This is a genomic window from Pasteurella oralis, from assembly GCF_042681465.1.
In the GTDB taxonomy this organism is placed as follows: domain Bacteria; phylum Pseudomonadota; class Gammaproteobacteria; order Enterobacterales; family Pasteurellaceae; genus Pasteurella; species Pasteurella oralis.
Genome location: NZ_JBHUFP010000005.1, coordinates 299,547 through 319,630, shown reverse-complemented (window position 1 = coordinate 319,630; position 20,084 = coordinate 299,547). Strand labels below are relative to the sequence as shown.

The 20,084-nt window shown below is 37.3% G+C and carries 18 protein-coding genes; 12 read left to right on the top strand and 6 right to left on the bottom strand.

What is annotated here, in order from left to right; translation table 11 throughout:
• Positions 1-87: 87 nt before the first annotated feature.
• Positions 88-390 (bottom strand): ribosome assembly RNA-binding protein YhbY, encoded by a 303-nt coding sequence (yhbY, locus tag ACFSAV_RS05510; RefSeq protein WP_379097151.1) that lies wholly within the window; start codon positions 388-390, stop codon positions 88-90.
• Positions 391-525: 135 nt separating this feature from the next.
• On the opposite strand from yhbY, the gene ACFSAV_RS05505 reads away from it, so the two are divergent.
• Positions 526-1,485: an AEC family transporter gene (locus ACFSAV_RS05505; protein ID WP_379097148.1), complete on the top strand. Its 960-nt coding sequence runs from the start codon at positions 526-528 to the stop codon at positions 1,483-1,485.
• Between the two features lie 88 nt (positions 1,486-1,573).
• Here ACFSAV_RS05505 and ACFSAV_RS05500 read toward each other — a convergent pair whose 3' ends face one another.
• On the bottom strand, positions 1,574-2,404 hold the full coding sequence (locus ACFSAV_RS05500) for a D-hexose-6-phosphate mutarotase (protein WP_379097145.1): 831 nt from the start codon (positions 2,402-2,404) through the stop codon (positions 1,574-1,576).
• Between the two features lie 98 nt (positions 2,405-2,502).
• Between ACFSAV_RS05500 and ACFSAV_RS05495 the strand changes: the two genes are divergently transcribed.
• From ACFSAV_RS05495 to rnd, 5 genes are all read left to right on the top strand, one after another.
• Positions 2,503-4,431 carry an ATP-dependent DNA helicase gene (locus ACFSAV_RS05495; RefSeq protein WP_379097142.1) on the top strand — a complete coding sequence of 643 codons (1,929 nt, stop codon included), beginning with the start codon at positions 2,503-2,505 and terminating at the stop codon, positions 4,429-4,431.
• Between the two features lie 5 nt (positions 4,432-4,436).
• Positions 4,437-5,156, top strand: coding sequence for a tRNA (adenosine(37)-N6)-threonylcarbamoyltransferase complex dimerization subunit type 1 TsaB (gene tsaB / locus ACFSAV_RS05490; RefSeq protein ID WP_379097139.1), 720 nt, complete (start codon positions 4,437-4,439; stop codon positions 5,154-5,156).
• A 34-nt stretch (positions 5,157-5,190) separates the two neighbouring features.
• Positions 5,191-5,733: a Slp family lipoprotein gene (locus ACFSAV_RS05485; protein ID WP_379097136.1), complete on the top strand. Its 543-nt coding sequence runs from the start codon at positions 5,191-5,193 to the stop codon at positions 5,731-5,733.
• A gap of 129 nt (positions 5,734-5,862) precedes the next feature.
• Positions 5,863-7,551, top strand: a complete 1,689-nt coding sequence (gene fadD / locus ACFSAV_RS05480; protein ID WP_379097133.1) for a long-chain-fatty-acid--CoA ligase FadD — start codon at positions 5,863-5,865, stop codon at positions 7,549-7,551.
• A gap of 56 nt (positions 7,552-7,607) precedes the next feature.
• Positions 7,608-8,762, top strand: a complete 1,155-nt coding sequence (gene rnd, locus ACFSAV_RS05475; RefSeq protein WP_379097130.1) for a ribonuclease D — start codon at positions 7,608-7,610, stop codon at positions 8,760-8,762.
• A 71-nt stretch (positions 8,763-8,833) separates the two neighbouring features.
• Here the strand turns inward: rnd and pta are convergent, their stop codons facing one another.
• Both pta and ACFSAV_RS05465 read right to left on the bottom strand, forming a co-directional pair.
• Positions 8,834-10,972: a phosphate acetyltransferase gene (gene pta / locus ACFSAV_RS05470; protein ID WP_379097127.1), complete on the bottom strand. Its 2,139-nt coding sequence runs from the start codon at positions 10,970-10,972 to the stop codon at positions 8,834-8,836.
• Between the two features lie 73 nt (positions 10,973-11,045).
• Positions 11,046-12,248 (bottom strand): acetate kinase, encoded by a 1,203-nt coding sequence (locus ACFSAV_RS05465; RefSeq protein WP_379097124.1) that lies wholly within the window; start codon positions 12,246-12,248, stop codon positions 11,046-11,048.
• 285 nt (positions 12,249-12,533) lie between these two features.
• Between ACFSAV_RS05465 and yfbV the strand changes: the two genes are divergently transcribed.
• The 4 genes from yfbV to ACFSAV_RS05445 all read left to right on the top strand — a co-directional run bounded on the left by yfbV (position 12,534) and on the right by ACFSAV_RS05445 (position 16,274).
• Positions 12,534-12,977: a terminus macrodomain insulation protein YfbV gene (gene yfbV, locus ACFSAV_RS05460; protein WP_379097121.1), complete on the top strand. Its 444-nt coding sequence runs from the start codon at positions 12,534-12,536 to the stop codon at positions 12,975-12,977.
• A gap of 138 nt (positions 12,978-13,115) precedes the next feature.
• Positions 13,116-13,607 (top strand): CvpA family protein, encoded by a 492-nt coding sequence (locus ACFSAV_RS05455; RefSeq protein WP_379097118.1) that lies wholly within the window; start codon positions 13,116-13,118, stop codon positions 13,605-13,607.
• Positions 13,608-13,620: 13 nt separating this feature from the next.
• Positions 13,621-15,135, top strand: coding sequence for an amidophosphoribosyltransferase (purF, locus tag ACFSAV_RS05450; RefSeq protein WP_379097115.1), 1,515 nt, complete (start codon positions 13,621-13,623; stop codon positions 15,133-15,135).
• A gap of 548 nt (positions 15,136-15,683) precedes the next feature.
• Positions 15,684-16,274: a UbiX family flavin prenyltransferase gene (locus ACFSAV_RS05445; protein ID WP_379097112.1), complete on the top strand. Its 591-nt coding sequence runs from the start codon at positions 15,684-15,686 to the stop codon at positions 16,272-16,274.
• Positions 16,275-16,286: 12 nt separating this feature from the next.
• On the opposite strand, the gene moeB is transcribed toward ACFSAV_RS05445, so the two are convergent.
• A complete protein-coding gene (gene moeB / locus ACFSAV_RS05440; RefSeq protein ID WP_101774895.1) occupies positions 16,287-17,009 on the bottom strand; it encodes a molybdopterin-synthase adenylyltransferase MoeB in 723 nt (240 codons plus the stop codon).
• 1 nt (position 17,010) lies between these two features.
• Complete coding sequence (moeA, locus tag ACFSAV_RS05435) at positions 17,011-18,234, bottom strand: molybdopterin molybdotransferase MoeA (protein WP_379097109.1); 1,224 nt, start codon at positions 18,232-18,234, stop codon at positions 17,011-17,013.
• A 137-nt stretch (positions 18,235-18,371) separates the two neighbouring features.
• Here moeA and folE point away from each other — a divergent pair, with 137 nt between their 5' ends.
• Entirely contained in the window at positions 18,372-19,028 is a 657-nt protein-coding gene (gene folE / locus ACFSAV_RS05430) for a GTP cyclohydrolase I FolE (RefSeq protein ID WP_101774897.1), read from the top strand.
• Between the two features lie 250 nt (positions 19,029-19,278).
• Entirely contained in the window at positions 19,279-20,082 is an 804-nt protein-coding gene (gene xthA, locus ACFSAV_RS05425) for an exodeoxyribonuclease III (RefSeq protein ID WP_379097106.1), read from the top strand.
• Positions 20,083-20,084 lie beyond the last annotated feature (2 nt).

Here is a 20,084-nt window from a genome sequence, read left to right as displayed (position 1 = left end):
AAAAGGGGATTGAATTTTCAATCCCCTTTCTTTTGCTTCAAAATAAAACGGCAATCAGTGCCATTTTATTTCTGTTATTTATTCTGCTTATTTACGTGGCAGCTGAATTTGTGGTTCTTGGCTTGGACGATATAGCACTAAAATGTGTCCAATAGTTTGTACTGCACAAGCCTTAGTTTCACGTACAATAGCATCAATAATCAATTGTTTCAGTTCACGATCAGCGCCTGCAATTTTCACTTTAATGAGTTCATGATACGTTAAAGCGTTATCAATTTCGGCTAATACACCTTCAGTTAAACCATTATTACCGATCATGACGACTGGATTTAAGTGATGGGCAAGACCTTTTAAAAATTGCTTTTGTTTAGTAGATAATGTAATCGACATAATTTATCCTAATCAGAGAAAAAGTGCGGTCATTTTTGGCAAAATTTTGCATAATGACCAAAATTTTGATTGCGCAATTCTAACCGTAAATAGCGTTTAGAGAAAGTGATTTGATCTAATACAGGTAATATCAATATGCATCACACCGATTTTCTTTCCTCTTTCTTGTTTTCAATGAGCGTCACGCTGCCAACAGTATTGATGTTATTGCTTGGTATCGTGTTGCAAAGACGACGCATAGTCGATGATAAATTTACCGGACAAGCGACGAAAATTATTTTTAATATTACTTTACCCATTTTATTGTTCTTGAACATTACTGGCAATCCAGTAGATTTTCGTTCGCAATTATTGCCAATAGCAGCGAGTTTTACAGGAACATTGTTACTCTTTCTTATCGCAGAATTCATTGCAGCGAAGTTTATTGCCGAAAAACAAGAACGTGGTACTTTTGTACAAGGTGTCTATCGTGGCAATAATGGTATTTTAGGTTTAGCGTTATGTATTAATGCTTACGGTGATGCAGGATTAGCACCAGCTTCGATTTATGCGGCTGCAACCATCTTTTTATTCAATGTATTAGGTGTGATCACATTAAGTCGTTCTTTTGCTGATGGTCGAGTCAGCTTTTGGGAGATTGTTAAAAATGTGGTTAAAAACCCGTTGATTATAGCTATTGTACTCGGGTACATAGTGAATGGAATTGAATTACAATTTCCAAAAACATTACAAACCACAGGTAATTACCTTGCGAGTATGACTTTGCCATTAGCGTTAATTTGTGCTGGCGCCAGTGTTAAATTTAAAGGGATTGCCAGTAGCTCTCGTACTGTTATTTGGGGGAGCATTGGTCGTGTGATCATTGCACCAATTTTTATGGTTTGCATTGGCAAACTGTTTGGTTTATCAGGGATGAATATGGGGATTTTATTTTTAATGGCAGCTACTCCTATGGCAACAATTGCTTATGCGATGGTACGTGGTATGGGCGGTAGTGGTACCAGTGCGGCAAATATCATTGCGTTAACAACCTTAGGTGCTATCGTTACCTCTTCATTTGGATTGTTAATTTTGTCGCAATTAGGCTGGGTTTAAAGTAACCAATATTGTTGTGATACGATAGTTTGAAATAATGCCTAACAGGCTATTTAAAAAGAGGCTGAATTGTCAGCCTCTAAAACTTTTATAAAACAGACCGCACTTTTAAGATGGCAGATACTTGTTCTCCTTGTTTTAACCACTGGCTAATACGTCCTGTTTCCACACAAACCATCGTTTGATAGCCAGTTTCACTCATACCACTTGTAGCTTTATGCCATGGATTCCACAACACAACATCGGAGGCATTATGATGTGCAATTGCAATTGTGCGTTGTAATGCATTATCTACAATTGTAGTTTGTGCATTTTGAATATGATATGTGCAATCCACATTTTCATTGATTTTGCGAGGAGAAGGAACGGTCTCTTGTTGTTTAGTCATATTACTGACTGCTGTGGTTGGTAAACCTTGTACTTCAACTTGGTGAATATCACCAATATTGAAATAGCTATGTAGTGCCACTTGTGCAGCTTCTTGACCGTAATGTGTGAAAATCACTTCACATTGTTGGCTGAAAATCATCGTCATTTTAGCTTCAACAAGATGATCTTCACTAAATAAACCGAATTCTAACCGCACTTGTTGGGTAGCAATTTGATAATCAGTGAGCTGCCATAAGCGAATACGGGCAGTACCGTGAGAAGGTGATTTTACGGGTCCAAACCAAGGATAGCAAATAGGAATACCGCCACGAATAGCATTACCTTGTTGAAAAGATTCAATTTCACTTAGCCAGATGACATCTTGTTCAATGCCAGCAGGTTTCCAGCTAAATAGATGGGCACCTTGTAATGAAATATGTGCTGAACCGACTTGATGCTGTAAGCTAATCACTGGAATTTGATTATATTGGTACAGGCTAAGTTCAGGCGTAATTTGTTTGATGAATTGGGGTTGGACTGGATTTTGCATAAAGCCTCTTAATACTGTTTTTTTATTCAGTGTGTTATTTAGTGATAGGGGAAAATCTGCTACACTATGCCACAATTTTGATATAAATCTGAAAAATAATGGCGAATATTGAACAAATAATCAAGGTCTTTTCCGAACAGGGGGCGTTAGATCAAAGCATCCAAGGCTTTCGTCCTCGTGCAGAGCAATTGGAAATGGCAAGTGCTGTCGCAAAAGCAATTAAAAATAAGAAAGCATTAGTTGTGGAAGCTGGAACTGGTACAGGCAAAACCTTTGCTTATCTGGCACCTGCATTATTGGCAAATAAAAAAACCATTATTTCAACTGGTTCAAAAAATCTGCAAGATCAATTGTTTAAACGGGATCTACCTGCCATTAAAAACGCACTGAATTACACAGGAAAAATCGCCTTATTAAAAGGACGTGCCAATTATTTGTGTCTAGAACGTTTAGATCAAGTCATTGCGCAAGGGGTATTAGGGGATCGTACAGTATTAGCCGATTTAGCCAAAGTAAGACAGTGGAATAATGCAACTAAAACAGGCGATCTGACGGAATGTATTGAACTTGCGGAAGACAGTCCTATTTTGTCACAACTCACTAGTACGGCAGATAGCTGTTTAGGTACTGACTGTCCCAATTATGGTGATTGCTATGTCGCGTCTGCACGTAAGCGCGCGTTAAATGCGGATTTAGTAGTAGTGAATCATCATCTCTTTTTTGCTGATCTCGCGGTAAAAGAAACGGGTTTTGGGGAGTTAATTCCACAAGCGGAAGTAATTATTTTTGATGAAGCTCATCAATTACCAGATATTGCTAGCCAATATTTTGGTCAGTCTATAAGCTCTCGTCAATTATTTGATTTGTGCAAAGATATCAATATGGTTTATCGCACTGAGATTAAAGATATGGCACAGCTCGGTACAGCTTCTGATCATTTATTAAAAACCGTGCAAGATTTTCGTTTAGTGCTTGGTGAAGGTAATTTACGTGGTAATTGGCGTGAATTATTAGCACAGCCCACAGTTAAAAATAGCTTTGAGCATCTGCAAGAAAAAATTGATTTTGTATCACAAGTCGTGAAGTTAGCCTTAGGACGTTCACAAACGTTGGACAGTATTTTCGAGCGCTTGGAAGCAGTCAAAATCCAACTAAAGCGTTTAGCCGATACGGCTATTACTGGTTATTGTTATTGGTATGAAACAATCGGTCGTCAATTTGGCTTGCACATTACACCGTTAACAGTGGCAGATAAATTTGGTGAAGAAATGCAAAAGCGTGAAAGTGCATGGATTTTCACTTCTGCGACTTTAGAAGTTGGTGGCACTTTTGAGCATTTTTGTCAGCGTTTAGGAATTAGCCATGCTGAGCAGAAAATTTTACCTAGCCCATTTAATTATCCAGAACAATCTTTACTTTGTGTGCCTCGTTATTTACCTAATACGAATCAATCACATACTTTAAAGCAACTGAGTGAAATGCTATTACCAGTGATTGAAGCGAATAAAGGACGTTGTTTTGTACTTTGTACTTCTTATATGATGATGCGTGGTTTAGCGGCGTATTTTCGCGAACAGAGTAGTTTGTTGATTTTGCTACAAGGCGAAACCTCTAAAACCCAATTACTAGACCAATTTGTTTCTGAACAACATGCTGTGTTAGTGGCAACTTCCAGTTTTTGGGAAGGCATTGATGTCCGTGGTGATGCACTTTCTTTAGTGATTATTGATAAATTACCTTTTACAGCGCCAGATGAACCTTTATTAAAAGCACGAATTGAAGACTGCCGTTTACAAGGTGGCGATCCTTTTAATGATATTCAAATTCCTGAAGCGGTGATTAGTTTAAAACAAGGTGTTGGACGTTTGATTCGTGATGTGACTGATCGTGGTGCAGTAATTATTTGTGATAGCCGTTTAGTTATGCGTGCTTATGGTGCCACCTTCTTAAAAAGCTTACCTAACTTAACGCGTACCCGTGATTTAAACAAAGTGGTACAATTTCTGATGAAAATTCAAGATGGATAATAAGAATGAATAATTTAACGCTATTAGCATTAGATACCTCAACTGAAGCCTGTTCAGTTGCATTACTTTATAAGGGTGAAAAAACAAGCTTAGATGAATTAGCGCAGCGTACTCATACGCAACGTATTTTACCTATGGTAGATACATTATTAGCGCAATCTGGCATTAGTTTAAAACAAGTCGATGGCTTAGTTTTTGGACGTGGACCGGGTAGTTTTACTGGTGTACGTGTTGGTGCAGGTATTGCTCAAGGCTTGGCTTTAGGTGCAGATTTACCTGTTATTCCGATTTCTAATTTGACCGCAATGGCACAAGCAGCATATGAGAAGCTTGGTGTAGAACAGGTGTTGAGTGCAATTGATGCACGTATGAACGAAGTTTATTTTTCACAGTTGAAAGCACAAAAAGTGCGGTCAGATTTTGGCGAGTTTTTAGATTGGCAAGTTGTCAGTGCAGAACAAGTACTAAGTCCTGAGAGTATTGCCGCACAATTAGATCTATTGACTGGGGAATGGAAAACGGTGGGAACAGGATGGGCTGCCTATCCTCAACTTGCCACTATTGTAGTTGGGCGAGAAACAGATATTGTGTTACCTTCTGCACAATATATGTTATCTCTAGCCCTATTGAAGTGGCAGCAAAAACAAACAATGAGTGCATTAGAAATTGAACCGATTTATTTACGCAATGAAGTGACTTGGAAAAAATTACCGGGACGTGAATAAATTTTGAATTGAGTAAGTGTAACGGAGGTAAATTATGCAAAAACTGACCGCACTTTTCATGTCTGTGTTGTTAACAGGCTGTATCATGGCGCCGAAAGGGCTTGAGCGTGATCAATTCACGATACAACAGTTAGAGGCAATCACTGAGCAAGATTATGCTTGTCGATGTAAACAGGTACGTTTAGGTGGAAAAATTTTGTCGGCAACAGCATTAAAAGGACAAATGAGATTAGAAATTTTAAGTCTACCGATCATTTCACTTTCTGCTAAACCACATTTATCAGCACAAACTAATGGACGTTTTATTACTTATCTTGATGGTTTTATTGATCCTGCTAGTTTGAAGGAGCAATTTATTACAGTAAAAGGTCGATTACAAAAACAAGAAGTTGGTAAAATTGATCAAGTAGATTATACCTATCCTGTTGTTATGGCAAATCATTACAAACTATGGAAATTAGTACCAGAATATTACTATGACCCAGATGAAATGGCAGATTGGCGAGAAAGCCGCCGTCGTGGTTGGGGATATCCATTTTGGCGACCTGAACCACGAGTGCGTTATGGTTTATATTAAAATAAATATATTGAGAGTAAGCGGAACGAGTGTTATTGGTAAGACCAGTCATAAAATTTCTTACTTAGCATCACCGTGACGATTAAGTTATAATTTCAAGCAATTTTTGTTAAAAAATAAGGATATAAAATGGAAAAACCTTGGTTTAAAAATTATCCAGAAGGTTCACCAAGAGAGTTAGACACGTCGAAATATGATTCACTCCTTGATATGTTTGATAATGCTGTTCGCCAACATCCAGACCGTGCAGCTTATATCAATATGGGACAAGTATTAACTTTTCGTAAATTAGAAGAACGTAGTCGAGCTTTTGCCGCTTATTTACAAAATGAATTGAAACTTAAACGTGGTGATCGTGTTGCATTGATGATGCCAAACTTATTGCAGTATCCTATTGCATTATTTGGTGTATTACGTGCAGGCATGGTTGTTGTCAATGTAAACCCTCTTTATACGCCACGCGAATTAGAACATCAATTAAAAGACAGTGGTGCCACTGCGATTGTTGTCGTATCAAATTTTGCTTCAACATTAGAAAAAGTTGTATTTAATACTGATGTCAAACATGTGATTTTAACTCGTATGGGCGATCAACTTTCATTTGGTAAACGGACTTTAGTCAATTTTGTTGTTAAGTATATTAAGAAGCTAGTACCAAAATATAAGCTACCAAATGCAGTGACATTTCGTGAAGTCCTCAGTGTGGGAAAATATCGTCAGTATGTACGCCCACAAGTTGAGCGCAAAGATTTAGCTTTCTTGCAATATACGGGAGGTACGACAGGTGTTGCAAAAGGCGCAATGCTTTCACATGGGAATATTATCGTGAATTTATTCCAAGCGAATTGGATTGCAGAGCCTTTTGTAGGTGATCGTATAAAAGAGCGTAAAGCCATTATTGCACTGCCGTTGTATCATGTTTTTGCATTGACAGTGAATTGTTTATTGTTTATTGAACTTGGTATTACTGGAGTACTGATTACTAATCCGCGTGATATTGATGGTTTTATTAAAGAATTAAAAAAACATCGTTTTGTTGCAATTACAGGGGTGAATACTTTATTTAATGCCTTACTGAATAATGAAAATTTTAAAGAGATTAATTTCTCTTCTTTGAAACTTTCTGTAGGGGGAGGGATGTCAATCCAACAATCTGTGGCAACGCGTTGGCATGATACAACGGGCTGTAACATTATTGAAGGTTATGGAATGACGGAATGTTCGCCACTGATTGCGGCTTGTCCAATTAATATGGTGAAGCATAATGGTAGTATCGGTGTGCCAGTACCTAATACGGATGTACGCATCATTAAAGAAGATGGGCATGAAGCTGAGCTTGGTGAAGCTGGTGAATTATGGGTGAAAGGTGATCAAGTGATGCAAGGTTATTGGCAACACCCAGAAGCAACAGCTGAAGTGCTGCAAGATGGTTGGTTAGCTACGGGTGATATTGTTGTGATGGATAATGACTATTACTTGCGTATCGTTGATCGCAAAAAAGACATGATTTTAGTTTCAGGTTTTAATGTGTATCCAAATGAAATTGAAGATGTTGTTATGTTAAATTATAAAGTATCAGAAGTCGTCGCGATAGGTGTGCCAAATGAAGTTTCGGGCGAAACGATTAAAATCTTTGTGGTGAAGAAAGATGAAAGTTTAACACGTGACGAACTACGTAAACATTGCCGCCAACATCTGACAGGCTATAAGATTCCAAAAGATATCGAATTCCGTGATGAGTTACCAAAAAGTAATGTTGGTAAAATTTTACGCCGAGTGTTACGTGATGAGGAGCTGGCAAAACGCCCAGCTGAGTAATTCTCATTCATTTAATTTATTGGGGGCAGGATAAGCCCCTAATTTGTCGTATTAAGATGAACAGTCAAATAAAAGAAATTAAAAATAAACCGCACTTTAAAGTGATTACTACAGATCTCGCGTTAACAGAGGTTTGCCATATTGCACAACAAAAAGCAGTTATCGCATTAGATACTGAGTTTGTTCGTATCCGAACTTTATACCCCCAATTAGGTTTAATTCAGCTTTATGATGGTGAACAAATTAGCTTAATCGATCCTATGGCGATTCAAGATTTTTCACCTTTTGTTGCGTTATTAGCGAATAAAGGGGTATTAAAAGTTTTACATGCTTGTAGTGAGGATTTAGAGGTTTTCTTGCATTATTTTAATCAGTTACCAGTACCCATGCGAGATACACAAATCATGGCAAGTTTTTTAAACTTTGCTAACTCTATTGGCTTAGCAACCTTAATTCAGCATTATTTCCATTTAGAAATTGATAAGGGTGTTTCTCGTACAAATTGGCTTGTTCGCCCGCTTTCTGATAAACAATTAGTCTATGCAGCAGCTGATGTTTGGTATTTGTTACCATTGTACCAACGTATGCAACAAGATTTGGCTAACACTATTTGGCAAAAAGCAGTAGAAAATGACTGCGATCTACTATTAGCGAAAAGAGAGAAAAGTAAAGATCCTGAATTGGCTTACTTAGCAATTCCAAATGGATGGCGCTTGGATGCATTACAATTAATGCGTCTTAAACTCTTAGCAAAATGGCGGCAAGAAGAAGCGATGAAAAGAGATCTCGCTTTGAATTTTGTTGTGAGATCTGAGCATTTATGGCAACTAGCAAAACATAATCCAAAGCATACTTCCGAATTATTAGAGTTAGGTTTAACAACACAAGAAGTACGGATTCATGGTAAGAAATTATTGCATATTCTGACACAAGTGAAACGAATTGATCCGACAGAATATCCTGAAAAAATAATTCGTATTGTCGATGATCCGCGTTATAAAAAGGTATTGAAAGCATTACAAGAGAAATTAAAATCTTTACCCCCTCCAGGTTTAGCTGTAGAAGTGATTGCAAGTAAACGCAGTTTAGAAAGCTTAATTAAGTGGTGTTGGTTAGAGAATGAATCGACAGAAAACTTACCAGATTTATTGATTGGTTGGCGTAGAGAGTTTGGCTTAGCATTATTAGCAACATTAAAAAATTACGAATAGGTTTAAAATACGGTAAAAGTAACCGCACTTTGAGCAATCAAAGTGCGGTTTGTTTTAGCAAATTTTGAAGATTATTGTGTGGCTTGGATTGCGGTTAATGCAATAGTATACACAATATCATCAACTAATGCGCCACGTGATAAATCATTCACTGGTTTACGCATGCCTTGTAACATCGGTCCAATAGACACTAAGTCTGCAGAACGTTGTACCGCTTTATAGGTTGTGTTACCTGTATTCAAGTCAGGGAAGATAAATACAGTTGCTTTACCTGCAACAGGTGAGTTAGGCGCTTTGGAACGCGCAACATCTTCCATAACCGCCGCATCATATTGTAACGGACCATCAATGACTAAATCTGGACGCTTTTCTTGCGCAAGGCGTGTTGCTTCTTTCACTTTTTCAACATCAGCCCCACTACCAGAGGTACCCGTAGAGTAAGAAATCATTGCCACCTTTGGATCGATACCAAAGGCTTTCGCTGAATCCGCAGATTGAATCGCAATTTCAGCTAATTGTTCTGCAGTTGGATCTGGGTTGACTGCACAGTCCCCATAAACCAATACTTGATCTGGTAATAACATGAAGAAGATAGAAGAGACAATTGAATTGCCCGGTGCCGTTTTAATAATCTGCATTGGTGGACGAATGGTATTTGCAGTAGTATGAACTGCGCCAGAAACCAGACCATCCACTTCATTGGCTTCTAACATCATTGTCCCAAGTACAACGTTATCTTCTAGTTGTTCACGTGCCGAATCTTCAGTCATCCCTTTGTTTTTACGTAGCTCAACTAGGCGAGCAACATAGTTTTCCCGTACAGTTGCTGGATCAATGATGGTAATCCCTTTGCTTAATTGAACACCTTGTGCTTCAGCCACGCGCATCACGGATTCTGGGTTTGCTAATAATACACATTCTGCAATGCCACGTTCAGCACAAAGTGATGCTGCTTTTACTGTACGAGGTTCATCACCTTCTGGCAGGACAATACGTTTTTGCGCCTGGCGTGCGAGTTCAGTTAATTGGAAACGGAATGCAGGTGGTGATAGGCGGCGTAAACGAGATGAGACTGCTGCAAGTGAATCCACAAATTCACTATCAATGAGTTCACTGATATAGTTTTTAATTTTTTCAATACGCTCTTTATCATCAACTGGCACTTCTAAGTTAAAACTTTGTAAGGCAAGCGCAGTTTGCCATGTGTTACCTTCAACGCGGAAAATTGGTAATCCTGTACTTTCAATTGCATGTTGACACAATTTTTTAATTTGACTATCAATTTTGTAGCCACCAGTTAAAAGGACACCCGCAATTTCTACGCCATTGCTTGCTGCTAATGCTGCTGCCACAATCACATCAGGGCGATCAGCAGAAGTTACTAACAGACTACCTACACGGAAGTGTTCTACCATATTGGTTAAATTACGTGCACAGAAAGTAATGCCACGGATACGACGCTCACTAATTGCACCTTCATGAATAATTGCAGCACCTAAATGCTTAGCCAAATCAATGGCACGTGTTGCGATGAGATCGGCACTCCAAGGGATACAAGCTAGAATCTTGATTGGACTTTTTTCAAAGAGTTGATAAATTTCAGAAACTTGATTTTGTGTGTGTTGGAATGAATCAAAAATTTCAGCTAAATCAGGACGAGTACGACCAGACTCATCAATTGGCGCGTTAAATTTATTAATCACTACACCTAATAAATTTGGATTATTTTTGCTACCAAAGAGGGAAGCTGCCGCTTTAATACGCTCTTTTAATTCTGCAGGGGTTTCTGTTGCTGGTGCGGCAACTAAGATAATTTCTGCATCAAGTGCCTGTGCAATTTCATAGTTAATGCTATTGGCATAAGAATGTTTACGTGTTGGGATTAAACCTTCTACTACAATAATTTCATTGTTTTTGGCAAGTTGTTGATGGTTTTCAACGATTTTTTCTAACACAACATCCGATTGGTTTTGACCAATTAGTGATTCCGCCACACTTAACATAAATGGTTCGGCAGTTTCAATTGTTGTACTGGTGCGGATAATTGATGTAGTACGATCAATGGTATCTTCGCCTGAGTTTGGTTGAGAAATTGGTTTCATGAAACCAACTTTTGCCCCTTTTTGCTCTAAAGCGTGAGTTAAACCTAAGCTCACACTTGTTAAACCAACGCCAGCGCTAATTGGGATAAGGATAATTGTACGTGACATAATAAACCTTAAATTTGTGGATTGTTTATAACAAAAAGAAACTGCCGATAAATCGGCAGTTCATTGATCTATTTTAGATACAAAGACGAGCTGTATCCTGTGCAATAACAAGTTCTTCGTTAGTTGGAATAACGATAGCAATAGGTGTATTGTCTGCTGTAATCACACCTTCGTTACCAAAGCGAGCGGCTTTGTTCTTCTCTGCATCAACTTGGTATCCAAAGAGTTTCAAGTGATTTAATGTCAACTCACGTACTAAAGATGAGTTTTCACCAATACCACCAGTAAATACGATTGCATCTAAACGCTCACCAATAACTGCCATGTAAGAACCAATGTATTTAGCTAAACGGTAACAGAATACGTCTAATGCGCGTTTTGCTGCTGCTTCTTTGTCATAGTTATCTTCGGCATAACGGCAGTCGCTAGTGACTTCTGTTAAGCCTAATAAGCCTGATTTTTTCGTTAATAATGTATTAATTTCATTAACAGATAAACCAAGATTGTCATGAAGATAGAAAAGAATTGCAGGATCAAGATCACCAGAACGTGTTCCCATGACTAAGCCCTCTAATGGCGTTAGACCCATTGACGTGTCAATACATTTACCATGACGGATCGCTGCAATTGAAGCACCATTACCTAGATGGCAAGTAATCACATTGATTTGATCAGCTGGAACATTTAAACGGTTTGCTGCTTCTTGGCTAACAAAGAAATGGCTTGTACCATGTGCACCATAGCGGCGAACACCATGTTCTTTATATAAAGAATATGGAAGTGCGTATAAATAAGCTTGCTCAGGCATTGTTTGATGGAATGCAGTATCAAATACCGCCACATTTTTATCTTTTAAATGTGGGAACATTTTGAATGCTTCTTCAATACCAATGAGATGTGCTGGGTTATGTAATGGGGCAAATTGGACGGCGTCTTTAATACCTTGGACAACTTCATCTGTAATCACTACAGAAGAAGTGAATTTTTCACCGCCGTGAACAATACGGTGACCAATCGCAACGATATCATCTTTCAATGATGGATCTAATGGGAAAATATTATTTACAATAAAGTTGAGTGCTTCACTGTGTGCAGCTCCTGCACCTAAATCAGCGTTACCTTTTTCACCGTGTAATTTCCATTTAATACGTGCATCGTCTAAATGGAATGCTTCAGCTAATCCCGATAATTTTTCATCACCAGTTTGTGGATCTAAAATTGAGAATTTTAATGAAGAACTACCACAGTTTAAGATTAGGACTAATTTTTGAGACATAAGAGACCTATTATTTGATTTTAAGTTAAAAAAATTATTCGCTCAATAATTGAGCGAATAGGCAGATGAAAATCTGATGGCTATAGAATACACCTTTCATACAATAAAATAAATTCAATAACAGATAAAAATTAGACATTTATCAAAAAAATTATCAAAACTTAAACATTTTTTGCAATTGTTCAAAAATAAAGAAAAGTTGATGTTAAATTGAGCTGAATATTTGACTAAATTATGTTATGTTTATGTTGTTATCGTATTACAAAGGTACTATGCAATAGCACAATGAGTTTTTTTATTTTTTTTAAAAAAGGTCAGCATTATTTAAAGAGTTGGCCATTGGAAAGTAAGCTAGGAATGATTTTTCCCGAAAATCGAGTGATTAAAGCAACGGCTTTTGCGCAAAAGTTTATGCCATTTTTAGCCGTGTTTGCAGTCACATGGCAACAAGTTTACGCGAAATCCGATATGAGTGCATTAGCAATTGCCGTGTTAACAGCAATTTTCGCATTGCTGATTCCATTGCAAGGTTTGTATTGGTTAGGTAAACGTTCTATTACGCCTTTATCCCCACAAAGTGCGGTCTGGTTTTATGAAATTTGTGAGCGATTAAAGCAAGCAAACGAGGTCTTGCCTATCGTAAAAGAGCAACCAAACTACCAGAATTTAGCTGATGTGCTAAAAAAAGCGCAGCGAAAACTAGATAAAGCTTTTTGGCAAGAATTATAAGTTATCTTGCTCGTTTTATTTAAGCCTTTTTCTTTTTTCACTTATGTTCAATTTTCTTGAAATTTTCACTACGCAAACGTTTTCTTTTTTTGTAGAATAGCGCTGGCGAAAATTCGAGAGTTTTTTAGAGATATGCCAATGATTGATTATATTATCATCGCTATTATTGCATTTTCGATTATTATCAGTCTGTTACGTGGATTTATCCGAGAGGTCATGTCACTTGTGAGTTGGGTTGTTGCATTTCTTGTAGCAAGTCATTTTTATCCTTATCTCGCTAATTATTTAACTCAAATCGAGTCACTTTATATACGTAATGGAAGTGCAATTGCGATTCTATTCGTTGCTACCTTAATTGTAGGTGGGATTGTGAATTATGTTTTAGGTGAGTTAGTGGATAAAACGGGATTAACAAGTACAGATCGTGTTCTTGGTGCATGTTTTGGATTACTTCGAGGCGTATTAATTGTGGCGGCATTGTTATTCTTTATGGATACATTTACGAATTTCAGCCAAAGTGATTGGTGGAAAGAGTCAAAATTAATACCGCACTTTGGTTTTATTGTTGAATGGTTTTTTCAACAATTACAAGCTGGTTCTAGTTTTATAAACTCAACTTTAAATAAATAGAGGATAAGCACGAATGTGTGGTATTGTCGGTATTGTTAGCCAAAATCCTGTTAACCAACTGATTTATGATGCGTTAACATTATTACAACATCGAGGACAAGATGCCGCGGGTATCGTAACGGTAGATGATGAAAATCGCTTTCGTTTACGTAAAGCTAATGGTCTAGTCAGCGATGTATTTGAGCAAGTACATATGTTGCGTTTACAAGGTAATGCTGGCATTGGACATGTTCGTTATCCTACTGCTGGAAGTTCTAGTGTTTCAGAAGCACAACCTTTCTATGTCAATTCACCTTATGGTCTAACTTTAGTTCACAATGGTAATTTGACCAATTCTGCCGAGTTAAAAGAAAAATTATTTCATTTAGCACGTCGTCATGTGAATACCAATTCTGATTCAGAATTATTGCTTAATATCTTAGCAAATCATCTTGATAAATTTGAAAAATACCAATTAGATGCAGATGATATTTTTACTGCAATTAAGCGGACACACAAAGATATTCGTGGTGCTTATGCTTGTGTGGCAATGATCATTGGACATGGTATGGTCGCATTTCGTGATCCAAACGGTATTCGTCCTCTAGTCTTAGGCAAACGTGAAGAAAAGAGTAAAACAGATTATATGTTTGCTTCGGAAAGTATTGCATTAGATGCGGTCGGCTTTGAATTTGTGCGGGATATTCAGCCTGGTGAAGCGGTTTATGTGACGTTTAATGGGGATATCCATTCGGCACAATGTGCTGAAAATCCGAAGTTAACGCCTTGTATTTTTGAGTATGTTTATTTTGCGCGCCCAGATTCTTGTATCGATGGTGTATCCGTTTATGCTGCTCGTGTACATATGGGACAACGTTTAGGGGAAAAGATTGCGCGAGAATGGCAAGATGTTGATGATATTGATGTTGTTATTCCCGTACCAGAAACCTCTAATGATATTGCATTACGTATCGCTCGTGTATTGAACAAACCATATCGGCAAGGTTTTGTGAAAAATCGTTATGTTGGACGTACTTTCATTATGCCAGGACAGGCACAACGTGTGAGTTCAGTACGCCGTAAATTGAATACTATTGCTTCTGAATTTAAAGATAAAAATGTCTTATTAGTAGATGATTCTATTGTAAGAGGGACAACTTCTGAGCAAATCATCGAAATGGCAAAAGCTGCTGGTGCGAAGAAAATTTATTTTGCTTCAGCAGCACCTGAGATTCGCTATCCAAATGTGTATGGGATTGATATGCCAACTAAACATGAGCTGATTGCTTATGGTCGTGATGTGGATGAAATTGCAAGATTAATTGGTGTGGATAAATTGATTTTCCAAGATTTAGAGGCATTAACGAGTTCTGTGCAACAAGAAAATCCGGCGATTGAAGAATTCGATTGTTCAGTATTTACAGGGTATTATGTCACAGGTGATATTACACCTGAATATTTAGATAATATTGCACAACAACGTAATGATATAGCAAAGAAAATGCGTGAAAAAGACGCGGCTAATCTTGAAATGCATAATGAAAAATAAGTAATTTTGGATTGATAGAGGAGAACTCTCTCCTCATTTTTATCACATCTTCTTGATATGACATCTCTCAATGGACTAATGAGTTTGTTTTAAAGCTGTCTACGCTAGACAAAAGCTTGTGGCTCATTTTTTCTAATATTTTATGGCAAAGTATATTGCCATCTAGATCAATATTATTTATGACTAAATTCTATTATACCGCCTACATGATTAAAATTTAGCTTAAAATGAGGTGTAATACATGTGGTTAAATAAATAGTCAGCCTATCATGAACATTAATTGATTTTGGTGCATCTATTTATTTGTGTCATGAGTATATTTTTTAATTTTAATTTTAAATTTAAATTTAAATAACCTAAGTCTAATCTATTATTTTTTCTTTTGATATTTTAGTCAATTTAACTTGTTTTAAATAAGCTTTTTTACGTGTTGTTGTTAAATTAGATCTTTCATTTTTTAAATACTACGAGTAGAAATAATACGTAATCAAATATGAAGTATGCTAAAATCTTGCGTTGATATTACAATATGTTCCCTCTTAGTTATCATGAAAAATGACAAACAACGGCTAATTATTGCTATTTCCGGCGCTTCTGGTGCAATTTACGCGATCCGCCTATTGGAGGTATTAAAACCTCTTGTGCATATAGAAACACATTTGATCATTAGCAATGCAGCAAAACAGACAATTGCAGCGGAAACTGCTTACAGTATTCAACAGATTAAAGCACTTGCAGATGTGAATTATGATATTCGAGATATCGCAGCAGCGATTTCTTCAGGATCTTACCGCACTTTAGGCATGATTATTGTGCCTTGTTCAATTAAGACCTTATCTGGTATTGCACACAGTTATACAGATGATCTCATAACCAGAGCAGCAGATGTGTGTTTAAAAGAACGTAAGCCATTAGTACTTTGTGTGAGAGAGACGCCATTACATTTAGGGCATTTGCGTTTAATGACACAGGCAGCAGAAATTGGCGCCCAAATTACTCCATTAATGCCAGCTTTCTATCATCATCCAAAAACAGTACAAGATATTGTTGATCAAAGTGTGAACCGTTTATGTGATCAATTTGGCATTGAATTAGAACAAGATTTATTTCAACGTTGGTGCAGTAAAGAGAAGAGATAAGCATTGCCTGTATTAAACAGGCAGTTTTATTTCACGAATAGACATAGTTAAGCCATCAATCATTAATAATCGACCACAGAGATTTTTCCCAATTTTTAACCGCACTTTGATTGCTTCTAGCGCTTGAATGGTACCGACAATACCGACAATTGGTGCGAGTACACCAGCTTCAACACAACTTAATACATTTTCACCAAATAGCTGACTTAATTGGCGATAAGTTGGTGTATTTTCTTCATAAGTAAATACGCTAACTTGTCCTTCCATACGAATGGCAGCACCTGAAATTAAAGGTACTTTAGCTTGTTGACAACAAGTATCGAGTTGGTTGCGAATCTCTACATTGTCTGTGCAATCTAGCACTACGTCAAAGTGCGGTATGATTTCAGCCAGTTCTACAGAGGTCAGCTTTGCATTAATTGTGTCAATTTGAATATGTGGATTTAAACGTTGTAAGGACTGTTTGGCTGATTCTACTTTTGGCATATTTAAACGGCTATCATCATGTAAAACTTGGCGCTGTAAATTAGAAAGTGACACTGTATCAAAATCCAAAAGTGTTAAATGACCAATACCTGCGGTCGCAAGGTATTGGCTTGCAGCACAACCTAAACCACCTAAGCCCACGATCAGCATTCTGCTTTGTTTTAACTTTTCTTGACCATCAAAATCGACGGCTTTTAAGATAATTTGACGGTTATAACGTAGCTCTTCTTGATAGGAAAGTTCAGTCATATTAGCTCATTAAATGGTTAAAGGGTTCAATGGTCACAGTTTCGCCCGCTTCTACATTCGCACGTTCGCGTTCTAACACAATAAAGCAATTGCTTTTCACAAATGAACTGAATAAATGGGAACCTTGAAAGCCAATAGGTTGTACTTCAATTACACCTTTTTCATTGACTTGATAAAAGCCACGTTGAAAATCTAAGCGTCCTGGGACTTTTTTTATTTTTGTGGCTGCAATAGCGGAAAAACGTTGTGGCGCTTGCCATTGGCTATGACCATTGAGCTTTGCAATTACAGGCTGGACTAATTGATAAAAAGTCGCAAGTGCAGATACAGGATTACCCGGCAAACCACAGAACCACGCATTTTCTAATTTACCAAACGCGAAAGGTTTACCGGGTTTCATTGCAATTTTCCAGAAATTGATTTGACCCACTTTTTCTAGTACGGTTTTAGTAAAATCGGCTTCCCCAACAGAAACCCCACCACTTGTAATCACTAAATCGGCTTGTTGTTGTGCTTTAATAAAAGCTTGTTCAAATTCTTGCTCATTATCAGGCAAAATACCAAAATCTAATACTTCACAATTTAGCTTCTCAAGCATTAATTTAACAGCAAAACGATTGGTATCATAAATTTGCCCTTCATGTAAAGGTTGACCAACAGGTACTAACTCATCACCCGTCGATAAGATTGCCACTTTTAATATAGGAAAGGTTTTGACTTGTGAAATGCCTAGGGAAGCGAGTAAAGGAAGAGAAATCGCATTTAACAAAGCTCCTTTTGCGAGTACAACATCTCCTTGCTTGACATCTTCGCCAATTTTACGAATATTCTGACCAAGTTTAATACGTTCTGCAATAAAGGTCACTGTACCGTCCTCATTCAATACAGTTTCTTCTTGCATGACAACTGCATCTGCACCTTCTGGTAGCATTGCTCCCGTCATGATACGCACCGCACTTAATGCTGGCCACGCTTGTTTAAATGGATTACCTGCAAATGATTTGCCCACAACTACTAAAGTTGGTGATTTTGCTAAATCGGCTAGACGTACGGCATAGCCATCCATTGCTGAATTATCAAATGAGGGGACATTAATTGGAGAAATAATATCTTCAGCGCAAATACGATTTGCAGCCTGCGTTAATGAACATAATTCAACATTCTGCAGCGTTGGCTCTGGTAATATTTCTAACATTTGAGCAAGCGCTTGTTCAAGAGGTAACATAATTTGAATCCTTTAATGCATTTCGAGATGTCATGTATTTTATACTAAAAACTTTTCATACCATATAGCGATTATTCTCATTTTATTATTAAGCAAGAGTTTGTTAGAATGTGCGGATTATTTATCGGGAGTGTTAAATGAATAAGATTTCGCCAGAAGCAGAAAAAGTCCGTAATGCATTATTAAGTAAAGGGATAGAAACCCCAATGATAGTGCCAGTCCAACATAAAGATGAACGTCGAGTTGGGATTGAAAATCACATGCGTGAAGTGATGAAATTAATTGGTTTAGATTTATGCGATGATAGTTTAGAAGAAACGCCGGTACGTTTAGCCAAAATGTTTATTGATGAGATTTTTAGTGGAATGGATTATGCTAACTTCCCGAAAATTACTAACATTGAAAATCGAATGAAAGTCAGTGAAATGGTCTTGGTTAATGATATTACGCTAACCAGTACTTGTGAACACCATTTTGTCACTATTGATGGAATAGTCTCTGTTGCCTACTATCCTAAAAAATGGGTGATAGGCTTATCGAAAATTAATCGCATTGTGTCTTTTTTTGCTCAACGCCCGCAAGTACAAGAGCGTTTAACTGAGCAAATTTTATTAGCGTTTCAAACCATTTTAGAAACGGAAGATGTCGCTGTATATGTAAAAGCAACGCATTTTTGTGTTAAATGTCGTGGCATTAAAGATACGAATAGCTACACAGTCACGTCGGCGTTTGGTGGCGTATTCTTAGATGATCGTGAAACACGTAAAGAATTTTTAACACTCATTAATAAATAATAAAATTTTATTAAAACAGACCGCACTTAAAGCCCCTTGAGTTAATCGCAAGGGGCTTTGTTGTATGAGCTACAAGCACGAGTGATAAATGAAAGTATTTCTAGTCATGTCTAGAGTAGAAAGAGCTTTATTGGATTTTATCTAGTTAAAAATGTGAGATAAGTAGCAGAAGAACTTTTTTCTGCTTTAGCAATCTTCTAGATACAAGTATAATGTGATGTTTATACATCAATTAGTAGGAAATATATCAATGAAATTTATCTCTTTTAATATCAATGGGTTGAGAGCAAGACCACACCAGTTAGAGGCAGTTATTGAACAGCATCAGCCAGATGTATTGGGATTACAAGAGATCAAAGTGGCTGACGAAGCATTTCCTTATGAATTAGTGGAACATTTGGGTTATCACGTTTTTCATCATGGGCAAAAAGGACATTATGGTGTGGCATTGCTAACAAAAGAAAAACCAAGGGCAGTACGCAAGGGCTTCTCAACTGACGGTGATGATGCTCAAAAGCGCATTATTATGGCCGATTTAGAAACTGGTTTTGGTTTATTAACCGTAGTAAACGGTTATTTCCCACAAGGTGAAAGTCGCCATCATGAAACTAAGTTTCCTGCAAAAGAAAAATTTTATGCAGATTTACAGCAATATTTAGAAAAAGAACACCCAGCAGAGAATCCGATTATTATTATGGGCGATATGAATATCAGCCCAACAGATTTAGATATTGGTATTGGTGAAGAGAGTCGTAAGCGTTGGCTACGTACAGGAAAATGCTCTTTTTTACCAGAAGAAAGAGAGTGGATGAATCGTTTATACGCTTGTGGTTTAGTTGATACTTTCCGTCATTTAAATCCAGAAGTGAATGATAAGTTTTCGTGGTTTGATTACCGCTCTAAAGGATTTGATGATAACCGCGGACTGCGTATTGATCATATTATTGCGAATCATGCTTTAGCTACACGCTGTGTTGAGACGGGGATTGCATTAGATATTCGAGCAATGGATAAACCTTCTGACCATGCACCTGTGTGGGCTGTATTTAAATAAGG

Bases quoted from the DNA above. Each gene is read 5' to 3' on its own strand.
- pta (WP_379097127.1), bottom strand. From the start codon at position 10,972: ATGTCACGTACAATTATCCTTATCCCAATTAGCGCTGGCGTTGGTTTA.
- moeB (WP_101774895.1), bottom strand. From the start codon at position 17,009: ATGACTGAACTTTCCTATCAAGAAGAGCTACGTTATAACCGTCAAATT.
- folE (WP_101774897.1), top strand. From the start codon at position 18,372: ATGAATAAGATTTCGCCAGAAGCAGAAAAAGTCCGTAATGCATTATTA.
- ACFSAV_RS05495 (WP_379097142.1), top strand. From the start codon at position 2,503: ATGGCGAATATTGAACAAATAATCAAGGTCTTTTCCGAACAGGGGGCG.
- yfbV (WP_379097121.1), top strand. From the start codon at position 12,534: ATGAGTTTTTTTATTTTTTTTAAAAAAGGTCAGCATTATTTAAAGAGT.
- rnd (WP_379097130.1), top strand. From the start codon at position 7,608: ATGAACAGTCAAATAAAAGAAATTAAAAATAAACCGCACTTTAAAGTG.
- ACFSAV_RS05500 (WP_379097145.1), bottom strand. From the start codon at position 2,404: ATGCAAAATCCAGTCCAACCCCAATTCATCAAACAAATTACGCCTGAA.
- ACFSAV_RS05505 (WP_379097148.1), top strand. From the start codon at position 526: ATGCATCACACCGATTTTCTTTCCTCTTTCTTGTTTTCAATGAGCGTC.
- xthA (WP_379097106.1), top strand. From the start codon at position 19,279: ATGAAATTTATCTCTTTTAATATCAATGGGTTGAGAGCAAGACCACAC.
- ACFSAV_RS05485 (WP_379097136.1), top strand. From the start codon at position 5,191: ATGCAAAAACTGACCGCACTTTTCATGTCTGTGTTGTTAACAGGCTGT.
- tsaB (WP_379097139.1), top strand. From the start codon at position 4,437: ATGAATAATTTAACGCTATTAGCATTAGATACCTCAACTGAAGCCTGT.
- moeA (WP_379097109.1), bottom strand. From the start codon at position 18,234: ATGTTACCTCTTGAACAAGCGCTTGCTCAAATGTTAGAAATATTACCA.
- ACFSAV_RS05455 (WP_379097118.1), top strand. From the start codon at position 13,116: ATGATTGATTATATTATCATCGCTATTATTGCATTTTCGATTATTATC.
- ACFSAV_RS05465 (WP_379097124.1), bottom strand. From the start codon at position 12,248: ATGTCTCAAAAATTAGTCCTAATCTTAAACTGTGGTAGTTCTTCATTA.
- fadD (WP_379097133.1), top strand. From the start codon at position 5,863: ATGGAAAAACCTTGGTTTAAAAATTATCCAGAAGGTTCACCAAGAGAG.
- yhbY (WP_379097151.1), bottom strand. From the start codon at position 390: ATGTCGATTACATTATCTACTAAACAAAAGCAATTTTTAAAAGGTCTT.
- purF (WP_379097115.1), top strand. From the start codon at position 13,621: ATGTGTGGTATTGTCGGTATTGTTAGCCAAAATCCTGTTAACCAACTG.
- ACFSAV_RS05445 (WP_379097112.1), top strand. From the start codon at position 15,684: ATGAAAAATGACAAACAACGGCTAATTATTGCTATTTCCGGCGCTTCT.